Raw genomic sequence first — 22797 nt, 5'->3', positions numbered from 1 at the left:
GGATCACTCGACCTGACTGAAGTCGCGACCGGTCAGTTGCCAGCCGGTGCCGTTCGGCTCGCCGTCCAATCGGCGATTTCCTGACTGGCTTGTCGTGTTGCCTGGTCGAAAGCGGCGACGATGCTTGAGGTCCGGTTGGCGCTGGCTCGCACGTCCGCAGTGACGACACGAGCGCCGGCAAAACGACGGCCATGTTCGGCAACCAGGCGCGCAGCGATACGCACGCGCACCAGCGGCGGCGCATCGACGCCGCGATCATAGACAGCCTCGAACTCCTGCATGTCCAGACGCAGCTCATAATCGGCGCGAACACCGTCATCGGCCCGGGTCGGGGCGAGCTGGTTATTGTTGGCGTTGAAAGTATCAATCACCAATGTTTGCAGCAGACGCGGCGCCGGCGAAATCCAGCGCGCGCCGCTGATATAGGCGAGGCTGACCCCGTCCTGCATGATCGCGATCTGGTCGCCGGACAGGCCTCGCGGCGCATTCGGCGTATCGATCTCGATGATCACCCAGTTCTCGCCCGCCAGTTCGGCCGGTTCCGGTGATGACAAGCGATAGACATTGACCGGCTCGGACTCGGGCAACAGAGAGACACAGGCCGACACCGACAAGGCGGTCAGCCCGGCCAGGGCGGCTCGGATATAGCGGGATCCGCTCATTGCGGCACCTCCACGGTTTCCCGGGGCGCTCCGGCAATGAAGCCGCCCGGATTGCTTTCAACTTCCGACGTGATCCGCTCGAGCGAAGCGACGACGCGCCGCAAGTCGGAGAGTGTCCGGTTGAGGTCCTCGATGCCACTGTCGGCGAGGCTTTCCAGCGCCGGTTGCAGGGTCAGGACGATCTGGTTGGTATCCGCCGCCGCCTGGTTCACTGCCATGGCAGCAAGCGTCGTCTCATTGGTGGCCAGCGTCATCTCATTGTTGAGGAAGGCTTCGGCCGTGACACCGAATTGCTGCAGCGAGGCCGCAGCTTCCGACATGTCCTGAGCGGCCGTATCAATACTGCCCAAGGTGCGACGCATGTCCGCGATCAACGCCTCTTCCTCGGACAGACGCTCGGTAATCTCGCGCAGATTGGTCAGGGTTGCCGAGACCTCACCGACATTCTGCTCGCTGAGCAGGGCCGTCAGCCGGAACAGGGCTGTCTGGGCCGCATCAAGCACATCTTCGGACCCTTCAACCAGACCTTCCAGCTGCGCCCGACGCGCGAAGATGCGCGGCGGCGGCCGACCGGCCTCGCTGCGCAGGCGCTCTGCCTCCGGCGTGCCACCGGTGATCAGGATATAGGACAGGCCGGTCAGGCCCTGCGGCTCGAGCTGGGCGAAACTGTCGACCCGGACCGGTGTCTGGGCGAGCACCTGGATGCGCGCAATAACCCGGCTCTGATCATCCAGCTCCAGCTCGGTCACCTCGCCGACCTGGATGCCGTTGAAGCGGACCTCCCCGCTTTCGCGCAAGCCGCGCACCGGGCCGTCGAACACGATGTCATAGACGGCATAGTCCTCGTCGAAGGAGACCTTGCCGAGCCACAGGGCGAAGAAGCCGCCAGCCGCCAGAAGGAGTACCGCGAACAGGCCGACCAGGGCGTGATGGGCTTTGGTTTCCATGTCCTAATTCTCCTTGCCGGCCAGCGCGGCGCGACCGCGCGGTCCGTGGAAGTATTCCTTGATCCAAGGGTGCGGGTTGTTCAACAAGTCCCTGATTGGCGCCACCGCTTCAACCCGCTTGTCGGCCAAAACGGCCACCCGGTCGCAAATCGAGTACAGACTGTCGAGGTCGTGTGTGATCATGACCACAGTCAGGCCCAGCGCCTGCGACAATTCCAGGATGAGATTGTCGAAGGCCGCCGCGCCAATCGGATCGAGACCAGCGGTCGGTTCGTCGAGGAACAGGATTTCCGGGTCCAGCGCCAGCGCGCGCGCCAGGGCGGCACGCTTGCGCATACCGCCCGACAATTCCGACGGGAAACGGTCAGCCGCGCTCGGGTCGAGACCGGCCAGGCCAATCTTCATGCCGGCGATCTCTTCCATCAGCGAGACCGGCATATCGATGTGTTCGCGCAGCGGCGCCATCACGTTTTCGAGCACGGAAAGCGAGGTGAACAGGGCACCGTTCTGGAACAGGACGCCGAGGCGGCTATCGATCTGCCGGCGCTCACGCTCCGACATCTCCGCCAGGCGTTGGCCATTGAGCAGGATTTCGCCACCCTCGGGCTGTTTGAGGCCGAGAATGGTGTTGAGCAATACGGTCTTGCCGGTGCCGGAGCCGCCGACAATGCCCAGAATTTCGCCACGCCGGATATCGAGATCGAGATGCTCATGCACCACATGAGGCCCGAAGGCGCTGCGCAGATTGCGCACCGATATGAGGATGTCGTCGCTCAAATCCCCAACTCCAGATACATCATGGCAAACAGGGCTTCGAGCACGATCACTGCAAAGATCGACTGCACGACGGAGGCGGTCACGCGGCGACCGAGCGACTCGACATCGCCCTGCACCTGCATGCCCTGACGACAGCCGATGATCGCGACGACCAGGCCGAAGACCGGCGCTTTCGACATGCCGACCCAGAAATGACTGATATCCAGTTCGGAATGTAGGCGCGTGAAAAAGAGCGCCGGTGAGATATCCTGCGCCGTCCAGGCGACCAGCATGCCACCGAAAATCCCTGCCACCATGGCCCCGAAGGTCAACAAGGGCGCCATCAGCACACAGGCGACGACGCGCGGCAGGACCAGCGCTTCAAACGGATCAAGGCCGAGCACGCGCATGGCGTCGACTTCCTGTTGCATCTTCATGGCCCCGATCGAGGCGGTGAAGGCACTGTCAGAGCGGCCGGCCAACATGATGGCGGTGATCAGCACGCCAAATTCGCGCAACACCGAAATCCCCACCAATTCCACCGTAAACACGGAGAAACCGACGCTTTGCAACAGGTTGGCGCCCATGAAGGCAACCACGGCACCGATAAAAAACGACAGGACGGCGACGATCGGCAGCGCGTTGACACCGACCTCCTCCATGGCCCAGACGGTCGGTGTGAGACGAAAACGCCAAGGCTGGACGAAACACGTCAGACCGGTGGTCAATGTCTTGCCGAAAAAGGCAAACGTGTCGACCGCTTCCTGATAGGCGGCTTCCAGCCCGGCCCCGATCCGCGCCATCGCCTTCATGAAACCGAAGGTCCGGACCTCTTCAGGGCCGCAAACCTGGGTGCGCAACCGCACTTCCTCGATCAGGCGACGGGCGGTGCGGTGGATGCCGACAAAATGAAAATCCGCATCGGGTGTCGGGCAGCGCCGCGTGGCGCGCCCCAGTAGATAAGCGCCCGCCGTATCGACCCGGCCGAGATGGGTGAGATCGACAATGATGTCACAGGGATCATTGGAGGTTTCAACAGCGCGGATTGCGCTGTCATGCCGCCCGATGGTGTCGACGACCCAATCGCCATGGGGTTCAAGGATCGTGCGGCCGCCTTGCTCGCGCACAACCAGTTCGGCGCTCGCCGATGATTCGTCCCGCATTCCCCTCATGGCCCCGATCCTAGTCGATATCTTTCTGCGGCGGGAGTGAAGAAACATGATGCAACAAAAAGGCCGCACCCAGTCCCAACAGCCCCGGCAGCATCATGAACGCGAAACCGGCTATGCCGAATTGCGCGAAGGCATAGCCCGACACGGTCGACATCGCTGCCAGTATGATCCCGCCGGACAAGGCGGAATTGAGGCCTTGTGACAAGGCCGTCTGGTCGTCCGGCATGTCCTGCGCCGTAAAGCGCAGGAAGCCGACATAGGTGGCGGCGAAGGTGAGTGCGTGCAAGGCCTGCAGCGGAAACAAGGCCCAGAGTGGTGGTGACAGCGCCGTCAATCCCCAGCGCACCAGCGAGGCCGCGCCGCCGATCATCATCAGTTTGGCCGGGCTGAGCCGGCCCAGAAATCCACGCCCGGACAGCCACAGGAAGGCGATTTCGAAGGCCACCGCAAAGGCCCACAGCGCACCAATCATGGCACCGCTGATCCCGGCCGCCGACCAGGCATTGGCGGACACGACGTAGTAGAAGGCATGACCGGACTGGGTCAGGGCGGAGGCCGCCAGCGCCAGACCCAGCGGCCCGGCGAGCAGGCGGGCCAGGCGTTTCCACTCGTCCGGGCGCGGTATGTATGCCGTCGGGCGGTGCCCCGGCGGCAACCAGGCTGCCGCCAGCGCCATCAAGCCGCCGGCGATGATCATCCAGGCCAACACACTTTCCGTCCCGGTCCGGTCGATCAGCGCCCCGGCGGTGAAATTGGCCACAATGAACAGGGCCGACCCGAAGGCGCGGACCGGACCGAACTCGAACGCATGGTCACGCGCCGCCCGGATGGCGAAGGCGTCAGTCACCGGGATCTGGCCAAACACCAGCGCCCCGGTGGCAAAGGACAGGATCAGCAAGACCCAGGGCGTCGAGACCGGCAGGTGCAGCGCAAAGACAATCACGCTTCCAATCGCAAAAGCGAGAATGGGATCACGATGGCGCACCGCCCGGTCAGCCCAGCGCGCACCGATCGGCGAGACCAGGGTGCGCCCGATCATGCCGGCCGCCAGGATCCAGCCGATCCATTCCGGCGACAGGCCGCGCCCGTCCAGCCAGCGCGGGAAGTAGGGCAGGAAGGCGCCGAACATCAGATAGAAGGCGCCGTAATAGGTCGCAAAGCGCAGGGCTGTTGGTTTCACCATTCCATCATCCTGTCGGCCCGCCCCCGGGAAACGCCCCTCGGGTCCGGCTTCGCTGCAGCGCCGCATTTCCGGCAAGACGCGCTTGGCGAACAATGTTCACTTCTATAGGTTCGCCGTTCAATTGCCACTGCCGGAATCACGCGTCATGGATGGACATAGCCTTGTTTCCACACCGATGGAAAAGGAGAGTGACGACACGCCGGTCCGACCGCTGCGCGTTCTTGTCACCGGCTATCGTTCGCATCCCCATGTCGGCGGACAGGGTGTCTATCTTCGCGAGCTGACACGGTCACTGACCGCGCTCGGACATCAGGTCTCGGTCGCCTCGGGTCCGCCCTATCCCGAGCTCGACCCAGGGATCACGCTGCACGAACTGCCCTCCCTGGACCTGTTTGCCGAAGCCAACGCCTTCCTCGCCTTGCGCCCCCGCCACCTCACATCCTGGGCCGACCTGTCAGAATGGCTGGCGCACAATTCCGGCGCCTTCGGCGAGCTCTACGCCTTCGGACGCCGGCTCGAACGCTTCGTGAAAGCTCATGAAGGCGAGTTCGATGTCATCCATGACAACCAGACCCTTGCCACACCGATGTTGCGCATCAATGCCCGCATTCCGGTGATCACGACACTGCATCACCCGATCGCAATCGACCGCGATTATGCGATCGCGGCCGGACGCAAATGGTGGGAACGGCTTTTGACGCGGCGCTGGTATCGCTTCATCGGCATGCAGGCCAAGACGGCCCGGGCCCTGCCCCGGCACCTGGCCGTCTCTGACGCCGCGCGCCAGACCCACGCTCAACGCTATGGTGTCGATGCTGAACGCGTGCGGGTGGCCTTCAACGGGCTCGACCATGGCACATTCCGGCCGGACAACGCGGTACCGCGCGAAACCGGGCTGATCGTGACCACCGCCAGTGCCGACGTGCCGATCAAGGGGTTGGACGTGCTGATTGAAGCGCTGGCGCGGGTCGCCGCAGCGCGGCCGGCGGCACGGCTGCACATTATCGGCACGCTGCGCGACGGTCCGGCCAAGCGGATGCTGGCCACACACGGCCTGTCCGACCGGGTGACCACCTCCTCCGACCTGACACGGGCCGAAGTCGCCGCGCTCTACCACCGCGCCCATATCGTCGCCTGCCCGGCCCGGTTTGAAGGCTTCGGCTTTCCCGCCGCCGAAGCCATGGCTTGCGGCGCGGCCGTGGTCGCCAGCGATGGCGGCGCCCTGCCGGAAGTGGTCGGAGAAGCCGGCCTTGTCTCACCAGCCGGTGATGCCGGCGCGATGGCCGCAAATCTGGCCCGCCTGCTCGATGACCCGAACGCCGCGCGCCAGCTGGGCGAGCAGGCCGCCATCCGTGCGCGCCAGGAATTCGACTGGTCGAAACACGCCCTTGCCGCCTCACATCTTTATGTCGAGGCGCTGGCCGAACAGGGCAGGACCTGATCGATGCAAACCATCCGGACCGACTACCTGGCGCTCCAGCCAGGCATGCGCGTACTTGATCTGGGCTGCGGCCAGGGTCGCCACCTGCACGGGCTTTATTGGGACGAGACCCCGGTCACCGCGGTCGGGTTGGATTTATGTTACGAGGACGTCGTCATCGCGCTGGACAAGTTTTTTGAACTGCCGCCGCCCGACCCCGCCTCGCCGCTGCGCAATGCCGTTCTGACGGCAGGAACCGGCGAGAAACTGCCCTTCCCCGACAATACGTTTGATCGCGTGATCTGTTCGGAGGTGCTGGAACACGTACCCGACCCCGAACTTTTCCTCGCCGAGATCCGCCGGGTTCTGAAGCCCGACGGCATTTTCGCAGCCTCGGTTCCGCGCTACTGGACCGAGGCGATCTGCTGGTGGTTGTCGGTGGGATACCAGAACTCACCGGGCGGCCATGTCCGCATCTTCCGCTCCGACGGTTTGCGGCGCGATGTGGAAAAACACGGGTTTCGCCGCTTCCACCGGCATTGGGCGCACGCCCTGCACAGCCCCTATTGGTGGCTGCGCTGTGCGCTTTGGGACAAGCAGGAAGACAGCCGCCTGGTTGCCCTTTATCGACGTTTCCTGGAATGGGACCTGATCAAGCGCCCCTGGCTGACGCGGGCGATGGAATGGGTTCTGGATCCGGCCTTGGGCAAGTCCGTCGTCATGTATTTCAGGAAGACAAGCTGATGAGCCAACTGGTCGATATCCGGGCCTGCGCCGACCATATCGCCACGCTGCAACGTACCGACGGCACCATCCCGTGGATCGAGGCGGGTGTGTGGGATGCCTGGAATCACGGTGAAGCGACAATGGGGCTGGCCATCGCCGGCCGCGAAACCGAGACCCTGCGCGCCCTCACCGCCCTGATGGATCGCCAGGAGGCCGATGGCGGCTGGACCGGTGATCTGGGCGCCTCGGTACCGCTGGATGATGCCAACCGGCGCCTGGTTCCGGGTACACCAAAAACCGCGCGGGACACCAATTTCACGGGCTATGTCGCGGTCACCGTGTTGCGCAGCCTTTTGGCCCTGAAAGCACTCGACACCCTGCCGCGCTACTGGCCGATGATCGAAGCAGCGATGGAATTCGTGCTCGCCCACCAGACCGCCCATGGCGACATTGTCTGGCGCGCCCGCGGCGACGAACAGACCCTGACCGAGATCGACAGTTTACGAGCCGGCAATGCCAGCCTCTACAAGGCACTGGAATGCGCCTGCCTGATGGGGCGCCGCCTTGGCAAACCGGTCGAGGCCTGGCTTGAAGCCCGGCGCCGGATCGGCGCGGCGCTGCGCGAGAATGACGCCCGGTTTGACCGCAGGGGCACCGACCGCCGAGGCTTCGCGATGGACTGGTATTATCCCGCCCTCGCCGGTGTCCTGCCGACCGATATCGGTCGCGCCCGGCTCTACGCGCGTTGGACAGAGTTTGTGGAGCCGGGCCTGGGATGTCGCTGCGTCTCGCACGAGCCCTGGGTGACGGCCGCCGAAACCGCCGAACTGGCCATGGCGTGCCAGGCCGTCGGCAAGACTGACCAGGCCCGCGAGCTGATTGCCAATCTGGCCCCCTTGATTGCCCGCGATGGCGGTTACTGGATGGGCTGGCAGTTCGAGGAATCGATCATCTGGCCGCGCGAACGCCCGTCCTGGACGTCCGGGGCGCTGATCATGGCCGCCGATGCGATCGAGGGATTGAGCCGCGGCAGCGACCTCCTGGTCGCCAATCACCTGCCGGAGTATCCGGCGCCTAGAGCCGCCGCAAAACTTCCAGCGTTCCTGTACGCCTGACGCTCTCGAACAGGCCCGAGGCACAAGCCAGTTTCCAGATCTCGTAAGGCGGTCGTCCACCATCTGCCGGATCGGGAAAGACATCGTGGATCGCCAGGATACCGCCGGCAACCACGCGGCCTGCCCAGCCCCGATAATCGGCCAGGGCGGCGTCCATCGAATGTCCACCATCGATGAAGACCATGCCGAGCGGTGTGGCCCAGTTGGCCGAGATCACCGCCGAGCGCCCGACCAGCGGGATCACACAGTCTTCCAGCTCACCCCGGAACAGGGTCTCGCGCAGGGCCGGCAGGGTTTCGACTGCACCGAGCTTGGCGTTGAACAGGTCGGGGTCGTGATATTCCTCGCCCGGTTGGTGCTCTTCGGAGCCGCGGTGATGGTCGAGCGTGTAGAGGATCGTTCCGGCCTCGCGTGCAGCCGGCCCAAGATAGAGCGCCGACTTGCCGCAATAGGACCCGATTTCGAGCACCGGGCCGAGACGCCCGGCGGCCTTTGCAAGGTCGGCCAGCTCACGCCCTTCCTCGGGATCGAGAAAGCCTTTCACCTCATCAGGATGGATCATCAGGAAATCGACGGGTTTCGCATCTGGCGACGCAGATCCGCCAGCTCGTCGGCACGGTCGCGAAGATCATTGACCCGCAGGGCCAGCAGATCACGCTCGACACGCAGACCGGCAAGCACCGCCGCATCATGATGCGTGGTCAGTTCCAGCAAGGCCGCTTCAAACACGGATTGCGCGGTCTGGGCGTGGGTCATCGCGGTTTCGACGGCACCGAGTGCATCGGTGACATCGGACCGGCGCAAACCCGTCTCGGTGGTCAACAGGCGGCGCGAAGCGGCGTCAATGGCCGCCGCACCTTGCCAGGTTTCCACGAGGTCGGCGCGAATGATGTCCACTGCCTGGATATCAGCAGGATCGATCCCGGCTACCTGGAGATAAAGGGTCAATCCGTCCGGCGCGGCCTCACCCGACTGGCCGGCCAGCTGGTTCATCCAGCGCATGGCCGTATCCATGGTGCTGGCTTCGCGGACAAGGCCGCGGTCTTCCAGCTGATCGGCAAAATCGTCAACGGCATCGTCAAGCTGGCGATGCGCCGGGGTGACCAGGGCTCCACTGCCCGGCAGACTCGATGCGGCTATGGATATCGGCGCACTGGCGCAAGCAGAGGCAAGACTGCAAAAACAGATGGCTAGCACGGCTCGCCGGAATGCGCTCATCACACAGAATATCCCAAGATCGATTGTCAGCCCCAAACCGGAACGGACGATACAGAGCGAAGGCCTTCTAGGCTATGGTTTATTGTGTTTAAGACTGGCTAACGGCACAGTGTCCACCATGGATGCCTCTTACTCCCGACGGCTTCTCTATCCGCCCATCCGGCCCTTGCAGGCTTCGCGACTGGCGGTTGGCGACGGCCACGACCTTTATGTCGAGGAATGCGGACGCCCGGACGGGCTGCCGGTTGTCACCCTGCATGGTGGTCCTGGCGGTGGCGCCTCACCGGCCCTGCGCCGGTTTTTCGACCCGCGCCGCTACCGCGTCATCCTGTTCGACCAGCGTGGTTGTGGCCGCTCGACGCCGCATGGCGGGCTGGAGGCCAACACCACCGCTGACCTGATCGACGATATCGAACGCATCCGGGTGGCGATGGGGATCGAAAAATGGGTCGTGTTCGGCGGCTCCTGGGGTGCAACGCTGGCGCTGGCCTATGCCCGCGCCCATCCCGACCGCTGTATCGGCCTGATCCTGCGCGGCATCTTCACCTGCACCCGGCGCGAGCTCGACTGGTTCTACAAGGACGGCGCCAACATGCTGTTCCCGGACGCCTGGGAGCGCCTGGTTGATCCGCTCAGCCCGGAAGAACGCGGTGACATCATCCGCGCCTATTACGAACGCTTGGCCGAACCGGACATTATCCGGCGCCGGCCCGACGCCCTGGCCTGGGCCCGCTGGGAAAGCGCCCTGATCTCGATGACTGGCGATCCGTCAGCCCCACTGGCCGATCCGGTCCGCGCCGACGCCCTGGCCCGATTGGAAAGCCACTACTTCTTTCACAAGGGCTTCTTCGAGCGTGACGGCGAATTGATCGAGGATGCCGAACGCTATAACCACCTGCCGGGCGTCATCGTGCAGGGTCGATATGACGTTGTGACCCCGCCGCAAACAGCCTGGAGCCTCGCCCGGGCATGGCCGCGAGCGAGGCTCCAGATGATTGGCGATGCCGGCCATGCGGCCGGCGAGCCGGGCGTGGTCGACGCGCTGGTGCGCGCGACCGACGCCTTTGCCGACAAGTTCGGTTAGCCCAGCCCCAGCATCGAGCCGAAGGCGCCGCCATTGAACTTGGCATCCAGGCCCAACAGCAGGATGAAGCCGATCGCCGGCGGAACAATATACTTCACACAGAAGTGGAAGAAGGCGAACAGCCCGTTCGAGGCATGGCTCAACTCGTCACGCATCAGCGAGCGCGGGATCACCCAGCCGGCAAACACCGCCACCAGCAGACCGCCAAGCGGAAGCAGGAAGCTGCCCGACAGCCAGTCGACAAAGAGACCGCCAAAGTCTGACGACCAAACCGCACCGGCACCGATCATGAAGGCGAAGAAACCGAGCAACCACGCCGCGGTCGGACGCGAGAACGAGGTGTTCTCCTCAAGGAAGGCCACAGTCCCTTCCAGCAGCGAGATCGAGGAGGTGATGGCGGCGATGAAGGCCAGGGCAAAGAAGGCGCCACCGATAATGTTGCCTGCGGGCATGTCGGCGAAGACGGCCGGCAGGGCGGTGAAGATCAGGCCCAGACCCGCAGCCGGATCGATACCCACCATGAAGACGATCGGGAAAATCATCAGACCGGCGATCAGCGCAACCAGCGTATCGGCCGAGGCAATCATGATCGCGGACGAGCCGATATTGGTGTCCTTGGACAGATAGGAGCCGTAGGTGATCATGATGGCCGAGGCGACGGAGACCGAGAAGAAGGCCTGGCCGAGCGCGGCAACGAAAGTCTGCCCGGTCACCGCCGAGAAGTCGGGCGTGAACAGGTAGGCGATCGCTTCAGAGGCGGCACCGGTGGCCAGCGAATAGATGGTCAGGCCGATCAGCATCACGAAAAAGAGCGGCATCAATATGGTCGCAACCTGTTCGATTCCGCCTTTCAGGCCGCGCGCCACGATCAGCACAGTGATGATCATGAAGCCGGCATGCCAGGCCAGCTGGGTGAACTCACCCTGGTAGAAGAGATTCGCGCCGTCAGGCTGCGAGAAACCGCCGACAAAGCCGGATGCCGAATAGGCCATGACCTGGCCGGCGATCACCGAATAAGTGGTCAGGATCAGGAAACCACCCGCCGTACAGACCCAACCGACAATCGCCCAATTGGCGGACTTGCCGGCTTCCTGGGCCATTTTGCGGGTCGAGGAGATGGCCGATTGCTGGGCGTGGCGACCGATGGCGATTTCAGCCATCAGGACCGGCAGCGCGAACAGGGCCACACAACCGATATAGATCAGCACAAAGGCCGAGCCGCCATTGTCACCCGTCTGGAACGGGAAGCGCCAGAGATTGCCGAGACCGACCGCGGAGCCAACCGCGGCAAGAATGAATGCGAAACGCGACGACCAATGCGCGTGCTGACCGGCTGGTGTTGCCGCCATGAGACTCTCCCCTGAAACTGAACGCGAAAGCGCGTCCACCCCTTACTGAATTGCCGCGCACACTTCCCCAACCGGCCCAGCCGGTCAAGCGCGCGACGTTGTTGCAGTGCGGCGCAGGATCAGCCGAACAGGCCGGCTCCGCGCGGCGGTTCGGCATTGCGATGAATGTGCGCGCCCAGGATGAGGCCGAAGCCCGCCATCACCGCCAGCACAACGGTTCCGCCATAGGAGATCAGCGGCAGCGGCACACCGACCACGGGCAGCAAGCGCGACACCATGCCGATATTGATAAAGACGTAGGAGGCGAACGTCGTTATCACGCCGATCGTCATGAGGCGCAGGAAGGGCGATTTGCAGCTGATCGCGATGATCACGCCCTGGGCCATGATCAGGGCATTCACTGCCAGCACGGCAATACCACCGACAAAACCGAACTCTTCGCCCAGCGCCGTGAAGATGTAGTCAGTCTGCATCTCCGGCAGATAGCCCAGTTTCGACTGGGTCCCCTCGAGAAAACCCTTGCCCGTCATCCCGCCGGAACCGAGCGTGATCACCGCCTGGTTGGGGTGGTAATTGATGCCCAACGGGTCGAAGTCCGGGTTGAGGAAGGCGTGCACCCGATCCATCTGATACTCGGCCAGGATGTTTTCCAGCCCGTACAGCCCGATACCGACGATACCGGCCAGTCCGACGCCGCCAACCACCAGTATGAACCACCAGCTCAGGCCGGCCATGAAGATGACCATGACGCCGGTCGCCGCCAGCAACAGCGTCGTGCCAAGGTCCGGCTGCCCGACAATCAGGGCGGCAGGTGCACCAATGATCAACAAGGGTGGCAGCAGGCCGGAAATCGTCGTCACCTTGTCATCCGGCAAGTCATGGTAGAAGCGGGCCAGGGCCAAAACCAGCGCCAGCTTCATGATCTCGGCCGGCTGCATGCGTATCGGCCCAAGGTCGACCCAACGCTGCGCCCCGTTGATGGTCACACCATTTACTTCGACCAATACCAGAAGGATCAATGCCACCACATAGACCGGATAGGCCACCCCCATCCAGAACCGCGGTGGAAACATCGCAATGACCATCATGCCGGCAAAGCCGAGCGCAAACCGGACAGCATGATTGATCGCCCACGGCTCCCAGCTGCCGCCGCCGACCGAGTACAGCATGCCGACGCCGGCCGCCCCGAGCAGGACAAGCAGCAGGACCAGCGTCCAGTTCAGCTCCATCATCTTGCCGGGAAGGTCGCGCGGAACGCTCTCGCGGAATACCGCCATCAGGCGCCTCCCGGACGGGCATTGCCGACATCGGCAAACACGCCGGCCCGGCTTGATGGATCACGGGCGACCACGCGGCGAAGAATGTCGCGAGCCGGCCGGGTCGCCGCCGAGGAGCCCCCGCCATGTTCGATCACCACGACGCAGGCATATTTGGGGCGGTCCGCCGGGGCATAACACATGAAAAGCCCGTGATCGCGCAGGCGCCAGGGCAGGTCCTGCTGGCTGCGAACGCCGGCCTCCCGCTCCGCCGCGGTGATCGAATAGACCTGAGCGGTGCCGGTTTTTCCGGCCATCTCGATATCGCCAAGACCGAGGCCGCCAAGCGAGTAGGATGTGCCGCCGGGTTCTTCGACCACGGCCCGCAGACCGTCGCGGACACTGGTGAGCGCCGCGTCGTCAACGCCGATATGCGCCGCCGGCGGCATCATCGCATTGCGGTAGAGTGTCGGTGAAACCGCCCGCCCGGACGCAACCCGAGCCGTCATCACGGCCAATTGCAAGGGCGATGCGGTGACGAAGCCCTGCCCGATGCCGGTGTTATAGGTGTCGCCGGTCGACCAGCCCTGGTCATAGCGGGCCCGTTTCCAGGCCGGATTGGGCATGGTGCCACGACGTACCCCGGCAATGCCGATGTCGAATTGTTCGCCGATCCCGAAGCGGGTCGCCATTGCGTGCAGGCGATCAATGCCGAGGCGTTCGGCGATCTGGTAGAAGAAGATATCGCAGGACGTCTTGACCGCATCACGCAGATTGACCGGGCCGTGGCCACGCGGTCGCCAGCAGTGGAATTCACGATTTCCCAGCCGTACCGAACCGGTGCAATTGATCCGCTCGGTCGGCGGCACGACACCGTGTTCCAGCGCGGCGGCCGCCACCACGGCCTTGAAGGTCGAACCCGGCGGATACGTGCCCTGGATCGACTTCTGGAACAGCGGGTTGTGGTCATTCTCACGGAGCGCCGCATAATCCGCCGAGGAAATCCCGCCAACGAAGAGGTTCGGGTCGAAGCTCGGTGTCGACACCAGGGCGATCAACTCGCCGGTATTGACGTCCATCACCACCGCCGACCCGCTTTCCGGATTGAGACGCTCATGGGCGTAGCGCTGGATGTCGGCATCCAGTGTCAGCACCACATCGCGCCCCGCAACCGGCTGGGTTGATTGCTCGGGCAGTTCGCGGATCACCCGCCCCCGCGCATTGACCTCGGTCTTCAATGCCCCCGCCTGTCCACGCAGATCCGCCTCCCGCGCGATCTCGACGCCGGTCTTGCCGACCCGGAAGCCCGGATGCCGCAGCAGACGTTCAGCGTCGCGCGGATTATTGGCGATGTCCTCGTCATTGGGCGGCTGCACATAGCCGATCACATGCGCGAATGAGGGGCCATAGGTGTAGGAGCGGACTTCGCCGACATCCGGCGTGACGCCGGCAAGGTCCGGCGCATTGAGATTGATCGAGGCAAAAGTGTGCCAGTCGAGATCGTCGGCGACCGTGATGGCGTGAAAGCTGCGCTGGCTGCGGGCCGTCCGCAGGATCCGTTCGCGCTCATAATCTCTGAGCGGCAGGAAGGGCTGGAGACGATCAAGGGCCGAGGCGACATCGCCCGACTGTTCGGGCACCAGGAGCACCCGGTAGCTGTCGCGGTTATCCGCGACCGCAACACCGAACCGATCCAGGATGCGTCCGCGCGAGGGTGGCAGGAGATTGAAATTGAACTGGTTGTCTTCCGACATCAGCCGGTAGCGCTCGGTCTCCAGGACCTGCAATGAATACAGGCGCGCGCCAAGACCGAGAAAGGCCAAGCCGCCCGCGCCTGCCATCAGCAAGGCGCGCCGCGTGAATTTCAGATCCTGTTCCTGTCGGTCGGCACGCATGAGGTCTTGTCGTCACCCTCCGATGAAGCCGGAACCGCGTGACCGTCGGCGACGAAGCACCAGATAGGCCGGAAGCGGGAACATCAGGATGGAAGCGATGATCTCGATGATCAATGGCTGCAGGTCGGCCATCTGTTCGAGCGCAAAGCTGCCAGCGGCAAAGGCGATACCGTGCGCCAGCAGCAAGGTCGCGCCGAAACGCAGCAGCACCGGCGGCAGATCGCGCGGCATGCCGTCCTCACCGCGAAAGCGGAAGACCGAGATCGCAACCAGATAGGACAGCGCCCACACGCCCATCGGCGCACCGGTCAAAAGGTCCTGGGTCAGACCGATGGCGAAAACTGCAATCGGCGGCATGAATTGCGGACGGACACCGGACCAGAGGAAAATCGCCATCAGGGTCCAGGTCGGCATGATGGTCAGCCCATCGACCAAGCGCGTCGGCGAGGCCTGCACGATCAACGCCACCAGGACAGAGAGGATGCAGCCCGTCGCCGCCAGCCAGGGGGAAGTGCGTTCAGTCGGCTTTCTCACAGGGCCTCCTCCGTCGCATTTCCATCGCCGCCAGACGCCGGTGCCCGGTCGAGTTCCTCGCCGGCTTCTTCGTCGGCATCTTCGTCCGGGTCTTGGTTGGCGCCGGCATCAACCGCTGTCGGCGGGAATTGCGTTGGCGTGACCGGCTCGATTTCCTGATCCGGTGGCGTCACCCGTTCGTACGGCCAGACCCAGACGAAATCGACCGGCGCCTGGTCGGAATAAAGCCGCACTCGCCAGCCGCCCTCGCGCGTCGCCACGGCCTCGCCGACCGGCAGGCCGCGCGGCAGGATGCCGTCATCGCCCGATGAGACGATGCGGTCACCGGCCTCGATATCCGGTGCCCGGCCGACATAGTCGAGACGGGGAAATTCGGAATTATCGCCGACCAGGATCGCGCGCGCATTGGAGCGATCGGCCATCACCGGCACGCGGCTGTTGAGGTCGGTCAGCAGGAGGACACGGGCCGAGCGGCGGCCGGTCTCGTAGACCCGCCCGACCAGCCCGTAGAGATTGATCACCGGATAACCGTCCTGGATGCCAGCGTCGCTGCCGCGCCCGATGAGGCGGGCGCGCACGAAAGGCCCGCGCGGATCGGCAACCGTCCAGGCCCCGATCCGGTCCTCGATGGCAGCGCTTTCCACGTCCAGCGCGTCCTCATAGACCTCGATCCGGTCGCGCTGGCGATAGGCGAGGTCTTCCCAGTAGCGCGCTTCAATCAATTGCTGGCGGAGTTGGGCGTTCTCCTCGGCCAGCTCACCCTGACGGCGCCAATAGGGGCCGATATTCTTGATCCCGCGCAGGGGCTGGGCGGCCAGATCGAGCAGCGGCGCGGCAACATCGGTGAAACCGGCTCGGAAACTGGCAAAAGGTGCGGACCGGGAGGCCGGACGATCAAAGGCGATCAGCGCGCCGGAAATGACGAGAAGGGCAATGAACAGCGTTCGCGAAAAGCGTACGCCGTGCTCAGCATCCTGTCGTGTCGAGCGTCGCGACGCCAACGCCTCACTCCTTCTCCCCCGTTGATCGGGAGGAGATTACACCGCTTCGGAGAGAATGGGACGCCAGATCCGAAGGTCTTCAACGGCCTTGCCACAGCCCAGCACCACGCAGGACAGGGCGTCATCGGCAAGACTGACCGGCAGGCCGGTCCGCTCGCGCAGCTCGGTGTCGAGATTGCGCAGAAGCGCCCCGCCACCGGTCAGCACGATACCCTTGTCGACAATATCCGCCGCCAGTTCCGGCGGGGTCGCTTCGAGCGCCTGCTTGACCGCCTCGACGATCTGTTCGACCGGCTCGGACAGACTGTCGGCAATCATCGCCTCGGTCACCGCGATTTCGCGCGGCACGCCGTTCATCAGGTCACGGCCCTTGATATCGAGCGACAGGCCCTCACCCTTCACCGGCGGCATGGCGGAACCGATTTCCTTCTTGATCCGCTCGGCCGAGGTCTCACCGATCAGGAGGTTCGCCGAACGGCGGATATAGTTGATGATGGCTTCGTCCATCTTGTCGCCACCAACCCGGACCGAGCGCGAATAGACGATACCCGACAGCGACATCACGGCAACTTCGGTGGTGCCACCACCAATATCGACGATCATCGAACCGGTCGGCTCGTCGATCGGCAGGCCGGCACCGACAGCGGCAGCCATCGGCTCGTCGATCAGATAGACCTTGCGGGCACCGGCACCCAGCGCGCTTTCATGGATCGCACGGCGCTCGACAGCGGTGGCACCGGACGGCACGCAGATCACGACCTGCGGACTGACCATGGCCCGGCGATTATGCACTTTCTGGATGAAATGCTTGATCATTTCCTCGGCGACATCGAAGTCGGCGATGACGCCATCGCGCATCGGCCGGATCGCTTCGACATTGCCCGGTGTCTTGCCCAGCATGAGCTTGGCTTCGGCGCCGACCGCCTGCACATGCTTGCGGCCCTTCTCGATCTTGTAGGCGACGACGGACGGCTCATTGAGCACGACACCGCGTCCCTTGACGTAAACGAGCGTATTCGCCGTTCCCAGGTCGATGGCGATATCCGCGGAGAGCAAACCGAAAAGGCTGTTGAGCATGGGGGCGCTGAATCTCGAAAGGTGTGGCGGCAAAGCCGCGATGCAACTGTTTTTCTTGTGCGATGCTCCGCGCGAGATTGCAAGGGGCGCACCGGCATTCAAGCTGATACCGGCCAGGATTTACCAGTCTTTGGGACACCTGCGCGGATCTTGACGCTTGTCGGCCCCGATTACGGCCCTTTGACGGCGTCATCGGCGTCCAGCGCAGCCGGCACCCGATTGCGCCGCAACCAGATGCGCGCCACCAGCATGATCCCGATCCAGGCAAGCGCCGCCCCCGCGAAGGCAATGCCCAGCAGGATGCTGCCCCCGGTGATCATCGAGCGGATGCTCTCGCCCATCAGCGCAACGATGAGAATCTTGGGTGCCGACCCCAGCGCCGTGCCGACGGCAAAAGCCCAGTACGGCGTCCGCGCCACGCCGAAACCCATATTGACGACGATGAAAGGACCGGACGGGACCCAGCGCACCACCATCGAGGCCAGCAAGCCATTGCGGCCGATGAAGTCGGAGATCTTGTTGGCCCAGTCGCCGCCGTAACGCTTGAGGATATCGGCGCCGAAATAACGCCCGACGACATAATTGACCGCTGCCGAGCACTGGGTCGCGATGAAGGCATAAATCGCGCCATTCGTCGGCCCGAAGGCGACCAACGCAGCGGCCATCAATCCAAACTGTGGCGCCCCGAGAAAGGACAGGACCGTGAAGACCAGGATGGTCAGCGGCAGGGCATACCATTGGCTTGCCGATGCTTCGAACCAGCTGCCGGCAGCACCGGGTTCGATATCGAGCACAAAACGCCCGAGCAGGAAGACAAGGGCCACAATGACGAAGAGCCCGACCGAAACGCCGACGGCGCGCGCCGCGCGCGCATCCATGCGCAGGAGGAAGTCGGTCAGTCTGTTCAACAAAGCGTGGACCCGGTCAAAACGGCAAGGCCCCTAACTAAGCACGCTTTGTGCCACGGGCAATCACGCAGCGCCGTTTTCACCGTCAACCTGGTGGCCGGCCATGTCGACGGTTTCGCCGGATGCAATGGCCGCCAGTTTGGCGCGCTGGATCGCGAGAACACCGAGCTGTTCGTCGAGCACTTTGAGGATGTCGCGTGCTTCTTCCTGGTCGATCCGCCCCGGCGAACGCTCGGTTTCGCTCAGGCTTTCCATGATGGCGGAGATGTTGCGCGCATTGCGACGGCTGGCTTCACCGGCGAGCGCGAGCCAGTTGGCGTCATCCGCCTTGGTGATCGGCAGGAAAATACCGCCGGCCAGGGCCGCGAGATGCTGCGCCGCGGCCGAGGCCCCGGACTCGGTGAGTTTGGCGATGCGGGCGTAGGAAATTTCATTGGTCGAGTCCGGATCGGCCAGCGCATAGACACGGGTTCGGCTGAGATCGAGCAGCTCCATGACAGAGGGAATGCCGCCGACTTCCTCGAAGACCCGCGCCACAACTTCCTTGGGTTCGCCATATCGCCGAACTTTGACCGGATTGAATGCCATTTCACGCCCCCGCACGCGATTCTTGTTCTGAATATACCTATTACAGGTGGCACGGCTTGTTGGCTATTTCGTGGCACCGTAAATCCGTCTGCGCAAATCAGCGCCGGCGGCCTCGATCGACAGGTCCCGATCGGCGGCCCGTTCGGCCTTCATGGCGTCACCGGCCTCATAGGTCTCGACCCATTTGCGCGCAAACCGGTCGGACTCAATATCTGCCATGGCAGCATCAAAGACGGATTTGAGCTCCGGCCCAGCGATCCGCCCCTCGATCTGGCGGGCACCGAACTCGGCCGTGTCCGAGATCGCCTCATACATTCCGGCGATGCCACGCGACTGGATCAGATCGGCCAGGTATTTGATTTCATGCACACAATCGATGTACGCCATGCGCTCGCTGACACCCGCTGCAACCAAACGCTCGAAACTCGCCTTGGCCAGGGCGACCAGTCCACCGACCAGCACGACCTGTTCCCCGAACAGGTCCGACACGGTCTCTTCACGGAAAGTCGTCGGGAAAATGCCGACCTCGCCCGACCCGATGGCCGCCAGATAGGCCAGCGCCAACTCGCGGGCCCGGCCCGACGCGTCCTGGTGCACTGCCCAGAAACCGATCAGCCCCTTGCCCTTCTCGAACTCCTGACGCACGGCCCCGCCCGGCCCCTTGGCGGCGGCGAGAATGACATCAGCATCGGCGGGCGGGGTGATCAGCTCGTAATGGATCGAAAACCCGTGACACAGGATCAGCGCCTGGCCGGGCTTGCGGAAAGGCGCGATGGCCTCGGTCCATATCTGGCGATGCGCCTCGTCGGCCGCCAGCAGGGAGATGGCGTCTGCCCAAGCCGCCGCCTCGGGCACGCTGACCACGGTAAAACCGTCAGCCTCGGCCTTCGCCCGCGAGGGCGAGCCGTCACGCAGCGCGATACGGATATCTGCCACCCCGCTATCGCGCAGGCACAGCGCATGCGAGCGGCCATGATTGCCGTATCCGACAATCGCCAGGCGGCACGTTTTTATGGGGTCCAGATCGATATCCCGCGTGTAAAGCGGTTCAGTTGTCTCCACCGTCATCAGGCGACTCACTCCCGGTTTGGCCAGGCTGATAGGACGGGTCATCGGTGCCCATGTCCAGAAGGCCGCGCCAGTCGCCGTCAGCATTGCGGCGCCAGACCGTGACATAGGTTCCGCGCGCGACCGGCGCGGAGGTGCTGTCGCCATCGCTATGGATGCTCCACACACCCCAGGTGACACCGAAATCATCACCACTGCCGGCAAAGCCCTCCGATGGCTGCCAGTGCAGCAGGGTATCGCCCGTGAACGGTGCATAAAGCGGAGCGATATTCTCGGCGCCGATGATCGGGTCCGGTGTGCCGCGAATGAGACGGCCCTCGCTGGCATCCATCCAGTGGACGAAGGCCGCAGACGCGCCCTGCTCCGCGGCCATGGCCGCGAAATCACGATCAGCCTGCAGGATCGCCGCGACGGTATCGTCCGGGTCCTGTGAGTGGGCCGGCCCGGCAAGGACCAAGGCAAGCCCGACGCCGGCGCTCGCAAACAATGTTGTCATTCCGCTTCCCCATCGAGAATGGCGGCCAGAGCGTCTCGCGCCGTGGCCGGATCAAGGGAAGCTATCCGCGCCCAGCTGGCGGCTTGATTACGAAACCATGTCCCCTGCCGCTTGGCGTAGCGACGACTGTCCCGCTTGGCGAGAATGACAGCGTCTTCGAGTGACATCTCGCCCCGCAGATGGGCCAGGAGTTGCGCAACGCCGAGCGCCTTGCTGGCGGGCAGTTCCGGGTCCAGCTTGCGATTGGCGAAACGGGCCACCTCGTCCAGCGCGCCCGCTGCAAGCATGCGGTCAAAGCGCTGATCGATACGGGCATAGAGCGCTTCGCGATCCGGTTCGATCACCACGCCGCGCCACTCATCGGTCGCCAGTGGCGGCTTCGTATCCGCCTGGAAAGCGCTCAGGGGCCGCCCGGTCTCGAAAGCGACCTCCACGATCCGCATCAGACGCTGCCGGTCGGCCGCTTCAACGCGGTTTGCCGCGACCGGATCCAGCCGCAGCGCCTCGGCCCGCAGGCCAGACAGGCCGGCCGTCTCCAGCAGGGCAGCGGTGCGGGCACGGGCCGCCTCGCCGATCTCCGGGACCGGCGCCAATCCGCGTGTCAGGGCGTTGAAATAAAGACCCGTTCCGCCAACCAGGATCGGCGCCCTGCCGCGCTCACGGCAATCAGCGATCAGGGCCAGCACATCGCTTGTCCACTGGCCGACCGAATAGCGCACGGCGGGATCAAGGGTGCCGAACAGATGATGCGGCGCCGCGGCGCGCTCTTCAGCGTCCGGCTGGGCGGTGATCAGTGGCAGGCCGGCATAGACCTGCATGGAATCGGCATTGATGATCTCACCGCCAAGCTTGTCGGCGGCGGCAAGCGACAGGGCAGTCTTGCCGGCTGCAGTCGGGCCCGCAATCAGCAGGCAGGTGGTCACGGCCGGATCGATTGCAGCACGTATTGGCCGCCGCGATTGATCTGGAAACGGACCGGTCCGCCGCCATGACGGGCAATGATCTCACGGATCGCCGCCACGCTGTCGACGCGGGTGAACTCGACCTCCTCGATGACATCCCCGGGACGCACCTTGCCGGCCGCATCACTGCCGGCATCGACCTCGGTCACCAGCACGCCCTCGGCATCCGGGTGGACGCGGAAGCGACGCCGCGACGCCGTGTCCAGCGTGCCGAATGTCATGCCCATGACCTCATTGCCGTTGCCATTGCCGGGAACCGGCTCGACGACCGCGGCATTTGCCGTCTCCCCGTCCGCGCCGCCTTCGGAGAGCTCCCCAATGGTGATGCTGATCGTCATAGGCCGGTCACGGCGGATAATGTCGAGTTCGACCTCGCGGCCGATCTCGCTTTCCGCCACCATGCGCGGGAAGGAGCGGCTGTCGCGGACACGGCGCCCGTCAAATTCCAGCACCAGATCACCGGTGCGCAGGCCACTGTCCGCAGCCGGACCGTCATCCTCGATCCGCGACACAATGGCGCCATGGGGTGTCGCCAGCTCGAAGCTCTCCGCCAATTCAGCCGTCACCCGTTGCACCGACACGCCGAGCCAGCCACGCCGGGTTTCGCCGAACTCGACCAGCTGGTCGACGACAATGCGGGCCAAATTGGACGGGATGGACAGGGAAATGCCGACGCTGGCGCCGGTCGGCGACAGGATCAGCGTGTTCACGCCGACCACATCGCCATCCATGTTGAACAGCGGGCCGCCGGAATTGCCGGTATTGATGGCGACATCGGTCTGGATGTAATCGTCATAACGGCCACCGGCTTCGCGGCCTCGCGCCGACACCACGCCGGCGGTCAGCGTGCCGCCCAGTCCGAACGGATTGCCGATCGCGATCACCCAGTCGCCGACCCGGGCTGCATCACTGTCGCCGAAGGCCACGAATGGCATCGGCTCATCGGTCTCCATGCGCAGCACCGCAAGATCGGTCACGCTGTCGATGCCGACCACTTCGGCGCGGAAGACGCGGCCATCCGGCAGGGACACCTCGACCTCATCAGCGCCGTCGATGACGTGATTATTGGTCACCACGATGCCGGAGGCATCGATGATGAAGCCCGAGCCAAGCGAATTGGCGATGCGCGGCGCATTGCCGAAAATATCGTTGAAGCGTTCCAGCGGCGAGCCTTCGGGGAATTCCGGCAGGCCGTCCTCACTGTCGAGCCGCTGCGCCGCGGAGATATTGACCACCGCCGGTGACAGGCGCTCGGCCAGATCGGCGAAACCATCGGGCGCCGGATGGGCCCCGACCGCCGGTATCGCCGTCATGAAAAGCGCGGCTGCAAGGGAAAGGGTGAGGACTAGAAAACGCTGCATGGGTATCCGCCGTGTCAGG

23 protein-coding genes are annotated in these 22797 nt (G+C 64.2%); 4 read left to right on the top strand and 19 right to left on the bottom strand.

Annotation, left to right across the window (positions count from 1 at the left end; all coding sequences use genetic code 11):
- Positions 1 to 32: 32 nt before the first annotated feature.
- From AWH62_RS10435 to AWH62_RS10415, 5 genes are read right to left on the bottom strand one after another with little or no spacing between them, the layout of a single operon-like run.
- Positions 33 to 662 carry an ABC-type transport auxiliary lipoprotein family protein gene (locus tag AWH62_RS10435; RefSeq protein WP_075190428.1) on the bottom strand — a complete coding sequence of 210 codons (630 nt, stop codon included), beginning with the start codon at positions 660 to 662 and terminating at the stop codon, positions 33 to 35.
- The gene (locus tag AWH62_RS10430; protein WP_075190427.1) at positions 659 to 1609 is read right to left on the bottom strand and encodes an MlaD family protein; all 951 of its coding nucleotides are present in this window, start codon (positions 1607 to 1609) and stop codon (positions 659 to 661) included. The genes AWH62_RS10435 and AWH62_RS10430 overlap by 4 nt, the downstream gene beginning before the upstream one ends.
- A 3-nt stretch (positions 1610 to 1612) precedes the next feature.
- Positions 1613 to 2386, bottom strand: coding sequence for an ABC transporter ATP-binding protein (locus tag AWH62_RS10425; RefSeq protein ID WP_075190426.1), 774 nt, complete (start codon positions 2384 to 2386; stop codon positions 1613 to 1615).
- Positions 2383 to 3528: an ABC transporter permease gene (locus AWH62_RS10420; RefSeq protein WP_233128301.1), complete on the bottom strand. Its 1146-nt coding sequence runs from the start codon at positions 3526 to 3528 to the stop codon at positions 2383 to 2385. Before AWH62_RS10420 ends, AWH62_RS10425 begins: the two co-directional genes overlap by 4 nt.
- 19 nt (positions 3529 to 3547) lie before the next feature.
- Complete coding sequence (locus AWH62_RS10415) at positions 3548 to 4720, bottom strand: MFS transporter (RefSeq protein WP_075190588.1); 1173 nt, start codon at positions 4718 to 4720, stop codon at positions 3548 to 3550.
- Positions 4721 to 4865: 145 nt separating this feature from the next.
- Here AWH62_RS10415 and AWH62_RS10410 point away from each other — a divergent pair, with 145 nt between their 5' ends.
- The 3 genes from AWH62_RS10410 to AWH62_RS10400 are packed head-to-tail and all read left to right on the top strand — an operon-like array spanning position 4866 to position 7981.
- The gene (locus AWH62_RS10410) at positions 4866 to 6161 is read left to right on the top strand and encodes a glycosyltransferase family 4 protein (RefSeq protein ID WP_075190424.1); all 1296 of its coding nucleotides are present in this window, start codon (positions 4866 to 4868) and stop codon (positions 6159 to 6161) included.
- 3 nt (positions 6162 to 6164) lie between these two features.
- On the top strand, positions 6165 to 6884 hold the full coding sequence (locus AWH62_RS10405; protein ID WP_075190423.1) for a class I SAM-dependent methyltransferase: 720 nt from the start codon (positions 6165 to 6167) through the stop codon (positions 6882 to 6884).
- Positions 6884 to 7981: a hypothetical protein gene (locus AWH62_RS10400; RefSeq protein WP_075190422.1), complete on the top strand. Its 1098-nt coding sequence runs from the start codon at positions 6884 to 6886 to the stop codon at positions 7979 to 7981. Before AWH62_RS10405 ends, AWH62_RS10400 begins: the two co-directional genes overlap by 1 nt.
- Here AWH62_RS10400 and AWH62_RS10395 read toward each other — a convergent pair.
- Together AWH62_RS10395 and AWH62_RS10390 are read right to left on the bottom strand one after the other, a co-directional pair.
- A complete protein-coding gene (locus tag AWH62_RS10395) occupies positions 7941 to 8543 on the bottom strand; it encodes a class I SAM-dependent methyltransferase (RefSeq protein WP_075190421.1) in 603 nt (200 codons plus the stop codon). The genes AWH62_RS10400 and AWH62_RS10395 overlap by 41 nt on opposite strands.
- Positions 8543 to 9199, bottom strand: coding sequence for a hypothetical protein (locus AWH62_RS10390; RefSeq protein WP_075190420.1), 657 nt, complete (start codon positions 9197 to 9199; stop codon positions 8543 to 8545). The genes AWH62_RS10395 and AWH62_RS10390 overlap by 1 nt, the downstream gene beginning before the upstream one ends.
- Positions 9200 to 9317: 118 nt before the next feature.
- On the opposite strand from AWH62_RS10390, the gene pip reads away from it, so the two are divergent.
- Positions 9318 to 10283 (top strand): prolyl aminopeptidase, encoded by a 966-nt coding sequence (pip, locus tag AWH62_RS10385; protein WP_075190419.1) that lies wholly within the window; start codon positions 9318 to 9320, stop codon positions 10281 to 10283.
- On the opposite strand, the gene AWH62_RS10380 is transcribed toward pip, so the two are convergent.
- The 12 genes from AWH62_RS10380 to AWH62_RS10325 form a co-directional block, all read right to left on the bottom strand.
- Positions 10280 to 11632 (bottom strand): sodium-dependent transporter, encoded by a 1353-nt coding sequence (locus tag AWH62_RS10380; RefSeq protein ID WP_075190418.1) that lies wholly within the window; start codon positions 11630 to 11632, stop codon positions 10280 to 10282. The genes pip and AWH62_RS10380 overlap by 4 nt on opposite strands.
- Positions 11633 to 11751: 119 nt before the next feature.
- Positions 11752 to 12909 carry a rod shape-determining protein RodA gene (gene rodA / locus AWH62_RS10375; protein WP_075190417.1) on the bottom strand — a complete coding sequence of 386 codons (1158 nt, stop codon included), beginning with the start codon at positions 12907 to 12909 and terminating at the stop codon, positions 11752 to 11754.
- Positions 12909 to 14783 carry a penicillin-binding protein 2 gene (gene mrdA / locus AWH62_RS10370; RefSeq protein ID WP_075190416.1) on the bottom strand — a complete coding sequence of 625 codons (1875 nt, stop codon included), beginning with the start codon at positions 14781 to 14783 and terminating at the stop codon, positions 12909 to 12911. Before mrdA ends, rodA begins: the two co-directional genes overlap by 1 nt.
- Positions 14784 to 14795: 12 nt before the next feature.
- Positions 14796 to 15317, bottom strand: coding sequence for a rod shape-determining protein MreD (gene mreD, locus AWH62_RS10365; RefSeq protein ID WP_075190415.1), 522 nt, complete (start codon positions 15315 to 15317; stop codon positions 14796 to 14798).
- Positions 15314 to 16318 carry a rod shape-determining protein MreC gene (gene mreC / locus AWH62_RS10360; RefSeq protein ID WP_233128300.1) on the bottom strand — a complete coding sequence of 335 codons (1005 nt, stop codon included), beginning with the start codon at positions 16316 to 16318 and terminating at the stop codon, positions 15314 to 15316. Before mreC ends, mreD begins: the two co-directional genes overlap by 4 nt.
- A gap of 36 nt (positions 16319 to 16354) precedes the next feature.
- A complete protein-coding gene (locus AWH62_RS10355) occupies positions 16355 to 17395 on the bottom strand; it encodes a rod shape-determining protein (protein WP_075190414.1) in 1041 nt (346 codons plus the stop codon).
- Positions 17396 to 17565: 170 nt separating this feature from the next.
- The gene (locus AWH62_RS10350) at positions 17566 to 18303 is read right to left on the bottom strand and encodes a TVP38/TMEM64 family protein (RefSeq protein WP_083635158.1); all 738 of its coding nucleotides are present in this window, start codon (positions 18301 to 18303) and stop codon (positions 17566 to 17568) included.
- Positions 18304 to 18366: 63 nt separating this feature from the next.
- Positions 18367 to 18891, bottom strand: coding sequence for a hypothetical protein (locus AWH62_RS10345; protein ID WP_075190412.1), 525 nt, complete (start codon positions 18889 to 18891; stop codon positions 18367 to 18369).
- Positions 18892 to 18954: 63 nt separating this feature from the next.
- On the bottom strand, positions 18955 to 19959 hold the full coding sequence (gene ilvC / locus AWH62_RS10340; protein ID WP_075190411.1) for a ketol-acid reductoisomerase: 1005 nt from the start codon (positions 19957 to 19959) through the stop codon (positions 18955 to 18957).
- Positions 19940 to 20455 (bottom strand): hypothetical protein, encoded by a 516-nt coding sequence (locus AWH62_RS10335; RefSeq protein WP_075190410.1) that lies wholly within the window; start codon positions 20453 to 20455, stop codon positions 19940 to 19942. The genes ilvC and AWH62_RS10335 overlap by 20 nt, the downstream gene beginning before the upstream one ends.
- On the bottom strand, positions 20452 to 21378 hold the full coding sequence (gene miaA / locus AWH62_RS10330) for a tRNA (adenosine(37)-N6)-dimethylallyltransferase MiaA (protein ID WP_075190409.1): 927 nt from the start codon (positions 21376 to 21378) through the stop codon (positions 20452 to 20454). Before miaA ends, AWH62_RS10335 begins: the two co-directional genes overlap by 4 nt.
- Entirely contained in the window at positions 21375 to 22778 is a 1404-nt protein-coding gene (locus tag AWH62_RS10325; RefSeq protein ID WP_075190408.1) for a Do family serine endopeptidase, read from the bottom strand. The genes miaA and AWH62_RS10325 overlap by 4 nt, the downstream gene beginning before the upstream one ends.
- Positions 22779 to 22797: the final 19 nt, after the last annotated feature.

It is taken from the genome of Maricaulis sp. W15, from assembly GCF_001924955.1.
In the GTDB taxonomy this organism is placed as follows: Bacteria; Pseudomonadota; Alphaproteobacteria; order Caulobacterales; family Maricaulaceae; genus Maricaulis; species Maricaulis maris.
This window is presented reverse-complemented; position numbering and strand designations above follow the sequence as displayed.

Bases quoted from the DNA above. Each gene is read 5' to 3' on its own strand.
- AWH62_RS10435 (WP_075190428.1), bottom strand. From the start codon at position 662: ATGAGCGGATCCCGCTATATCCGAGCCGCCCTGGCCGGGCTGACCGCC.
- AWH62_RS10430 (WP_075190427.1), bottom strand. From the start codon at position 1,609: ATGGAAACCAAAGCCCATCACGCCCTGGTCGGCCTGTTCGCGGTACTC.
- AWH62_RS10420 (WP_233128301.1), bottom strand. From the start codon at position 3,528: ATGCGGGACGAATCATCGGCGAGCGCCGAACTGGTTGTGCGCGAGCAA.
- AWH62_RS10415 (WP_075190588.1), bottom strand. From the start codon at position 4,720: ATGGTGAAACCAACAGCCCTGCGCTTTGCGACCTATTACGGCGCCTTC.
- AWH62_RS10410 (WP_075190424.1), top strand. From the start codon at position 4,866: ATGGATGGACATAGCCTTGTTTCCACACCGATGGAAAAGGAGAGTGAC.
- AWH62_RS10405 (WP_075190423.1), top strand. From the start codon at position 6,165: ATGCAAACCATCCGGACCGACTACCTGGCGCTCCAGCCAGGCATGCGC.
- AWH62_RS10400 (WP_075190422.1), top strand. From the start codon at position 6,884: ATGAGCCAACTGGTCGATATCCGGGCCTGCGCCGACCATATCGCCACG.
- AWH62_RS10395 (WP_075190421.1), bottom strand. From the start codon at position 8,543: ATGATCCATCCTGATGAGGTGAAAGGCTTTCTCGATCCCGAGGAAGGG.
- AWH62_RS10390 (WP_075190420.1), bottom strand. From the start codon at position 9,199: ATGAGCGCATTCCGGCGAGCCGTGCTAGCCATCTGTTTTTGCAGTCTT.
- pip (WP_075190419.1), top strand. From the start codon at position 9,318: ATGGATGCCTCTTACTCCCGACGGCTTCTCTATCCGCCCATCCGGCCC.
- AWH62_RS10380 (WP_075190418.1), bottom strand. From the start codon at position 11,632: ATGGCGGCAACACCAGCCGGTCAGCACGCGCATTGGTCGTCGCGTTTC.
- rodA (WP_075190417.1), bottom strand. From the start codon at position 12,909: ATGGCGGTATTCCGCGAGAGCGTTCCGCGCGACCTTCCCGGCAAGATG.
- mrdA (WP_075190416.1), bottom strand. From the start codon at position 14,783: ATGCGTGCCGACCGACAGGAACAGGATCTGAAATTCACGCGGCGCGCC.
- AWH62_RS10355 (WP_075190414.1), bottom strand. From the start codon at position 17,395: ATGCTCAACAGCCTTTTCGGTTTGCTCTCCGCGGATATCGCCATCGAC.
- AWH62_RS10345 (WP_075190412.1), bottom strand. From the start codon at position 18,891: ATGGCATTCAATCCGGTCAAAGTTCGGCGATATGGCGAACCCAAGGAA.
- ilvC (WP_075190411.1), bottom strand. From the start codon at position 19,959: ATGACGGTGGAGACAACTGAACCGCTTTACACGCGGGATATCGATCTG.
- AWH62_RS10335 (WP_075190410.1), bottom strand. From the start codon at position 20,455: ATGACAACATTGTTTGCGAGCGCCGGCGTCGGGCTTGCCTTGGTCCTT.
- AWH62_RS10325 (WP_075190408.1), bottom strand. From the start codon at position 22,778: ATGCAGCGTTTTCTAGTCCTCACCCTTTCCCTTGCAGCCGCGCTTTTC.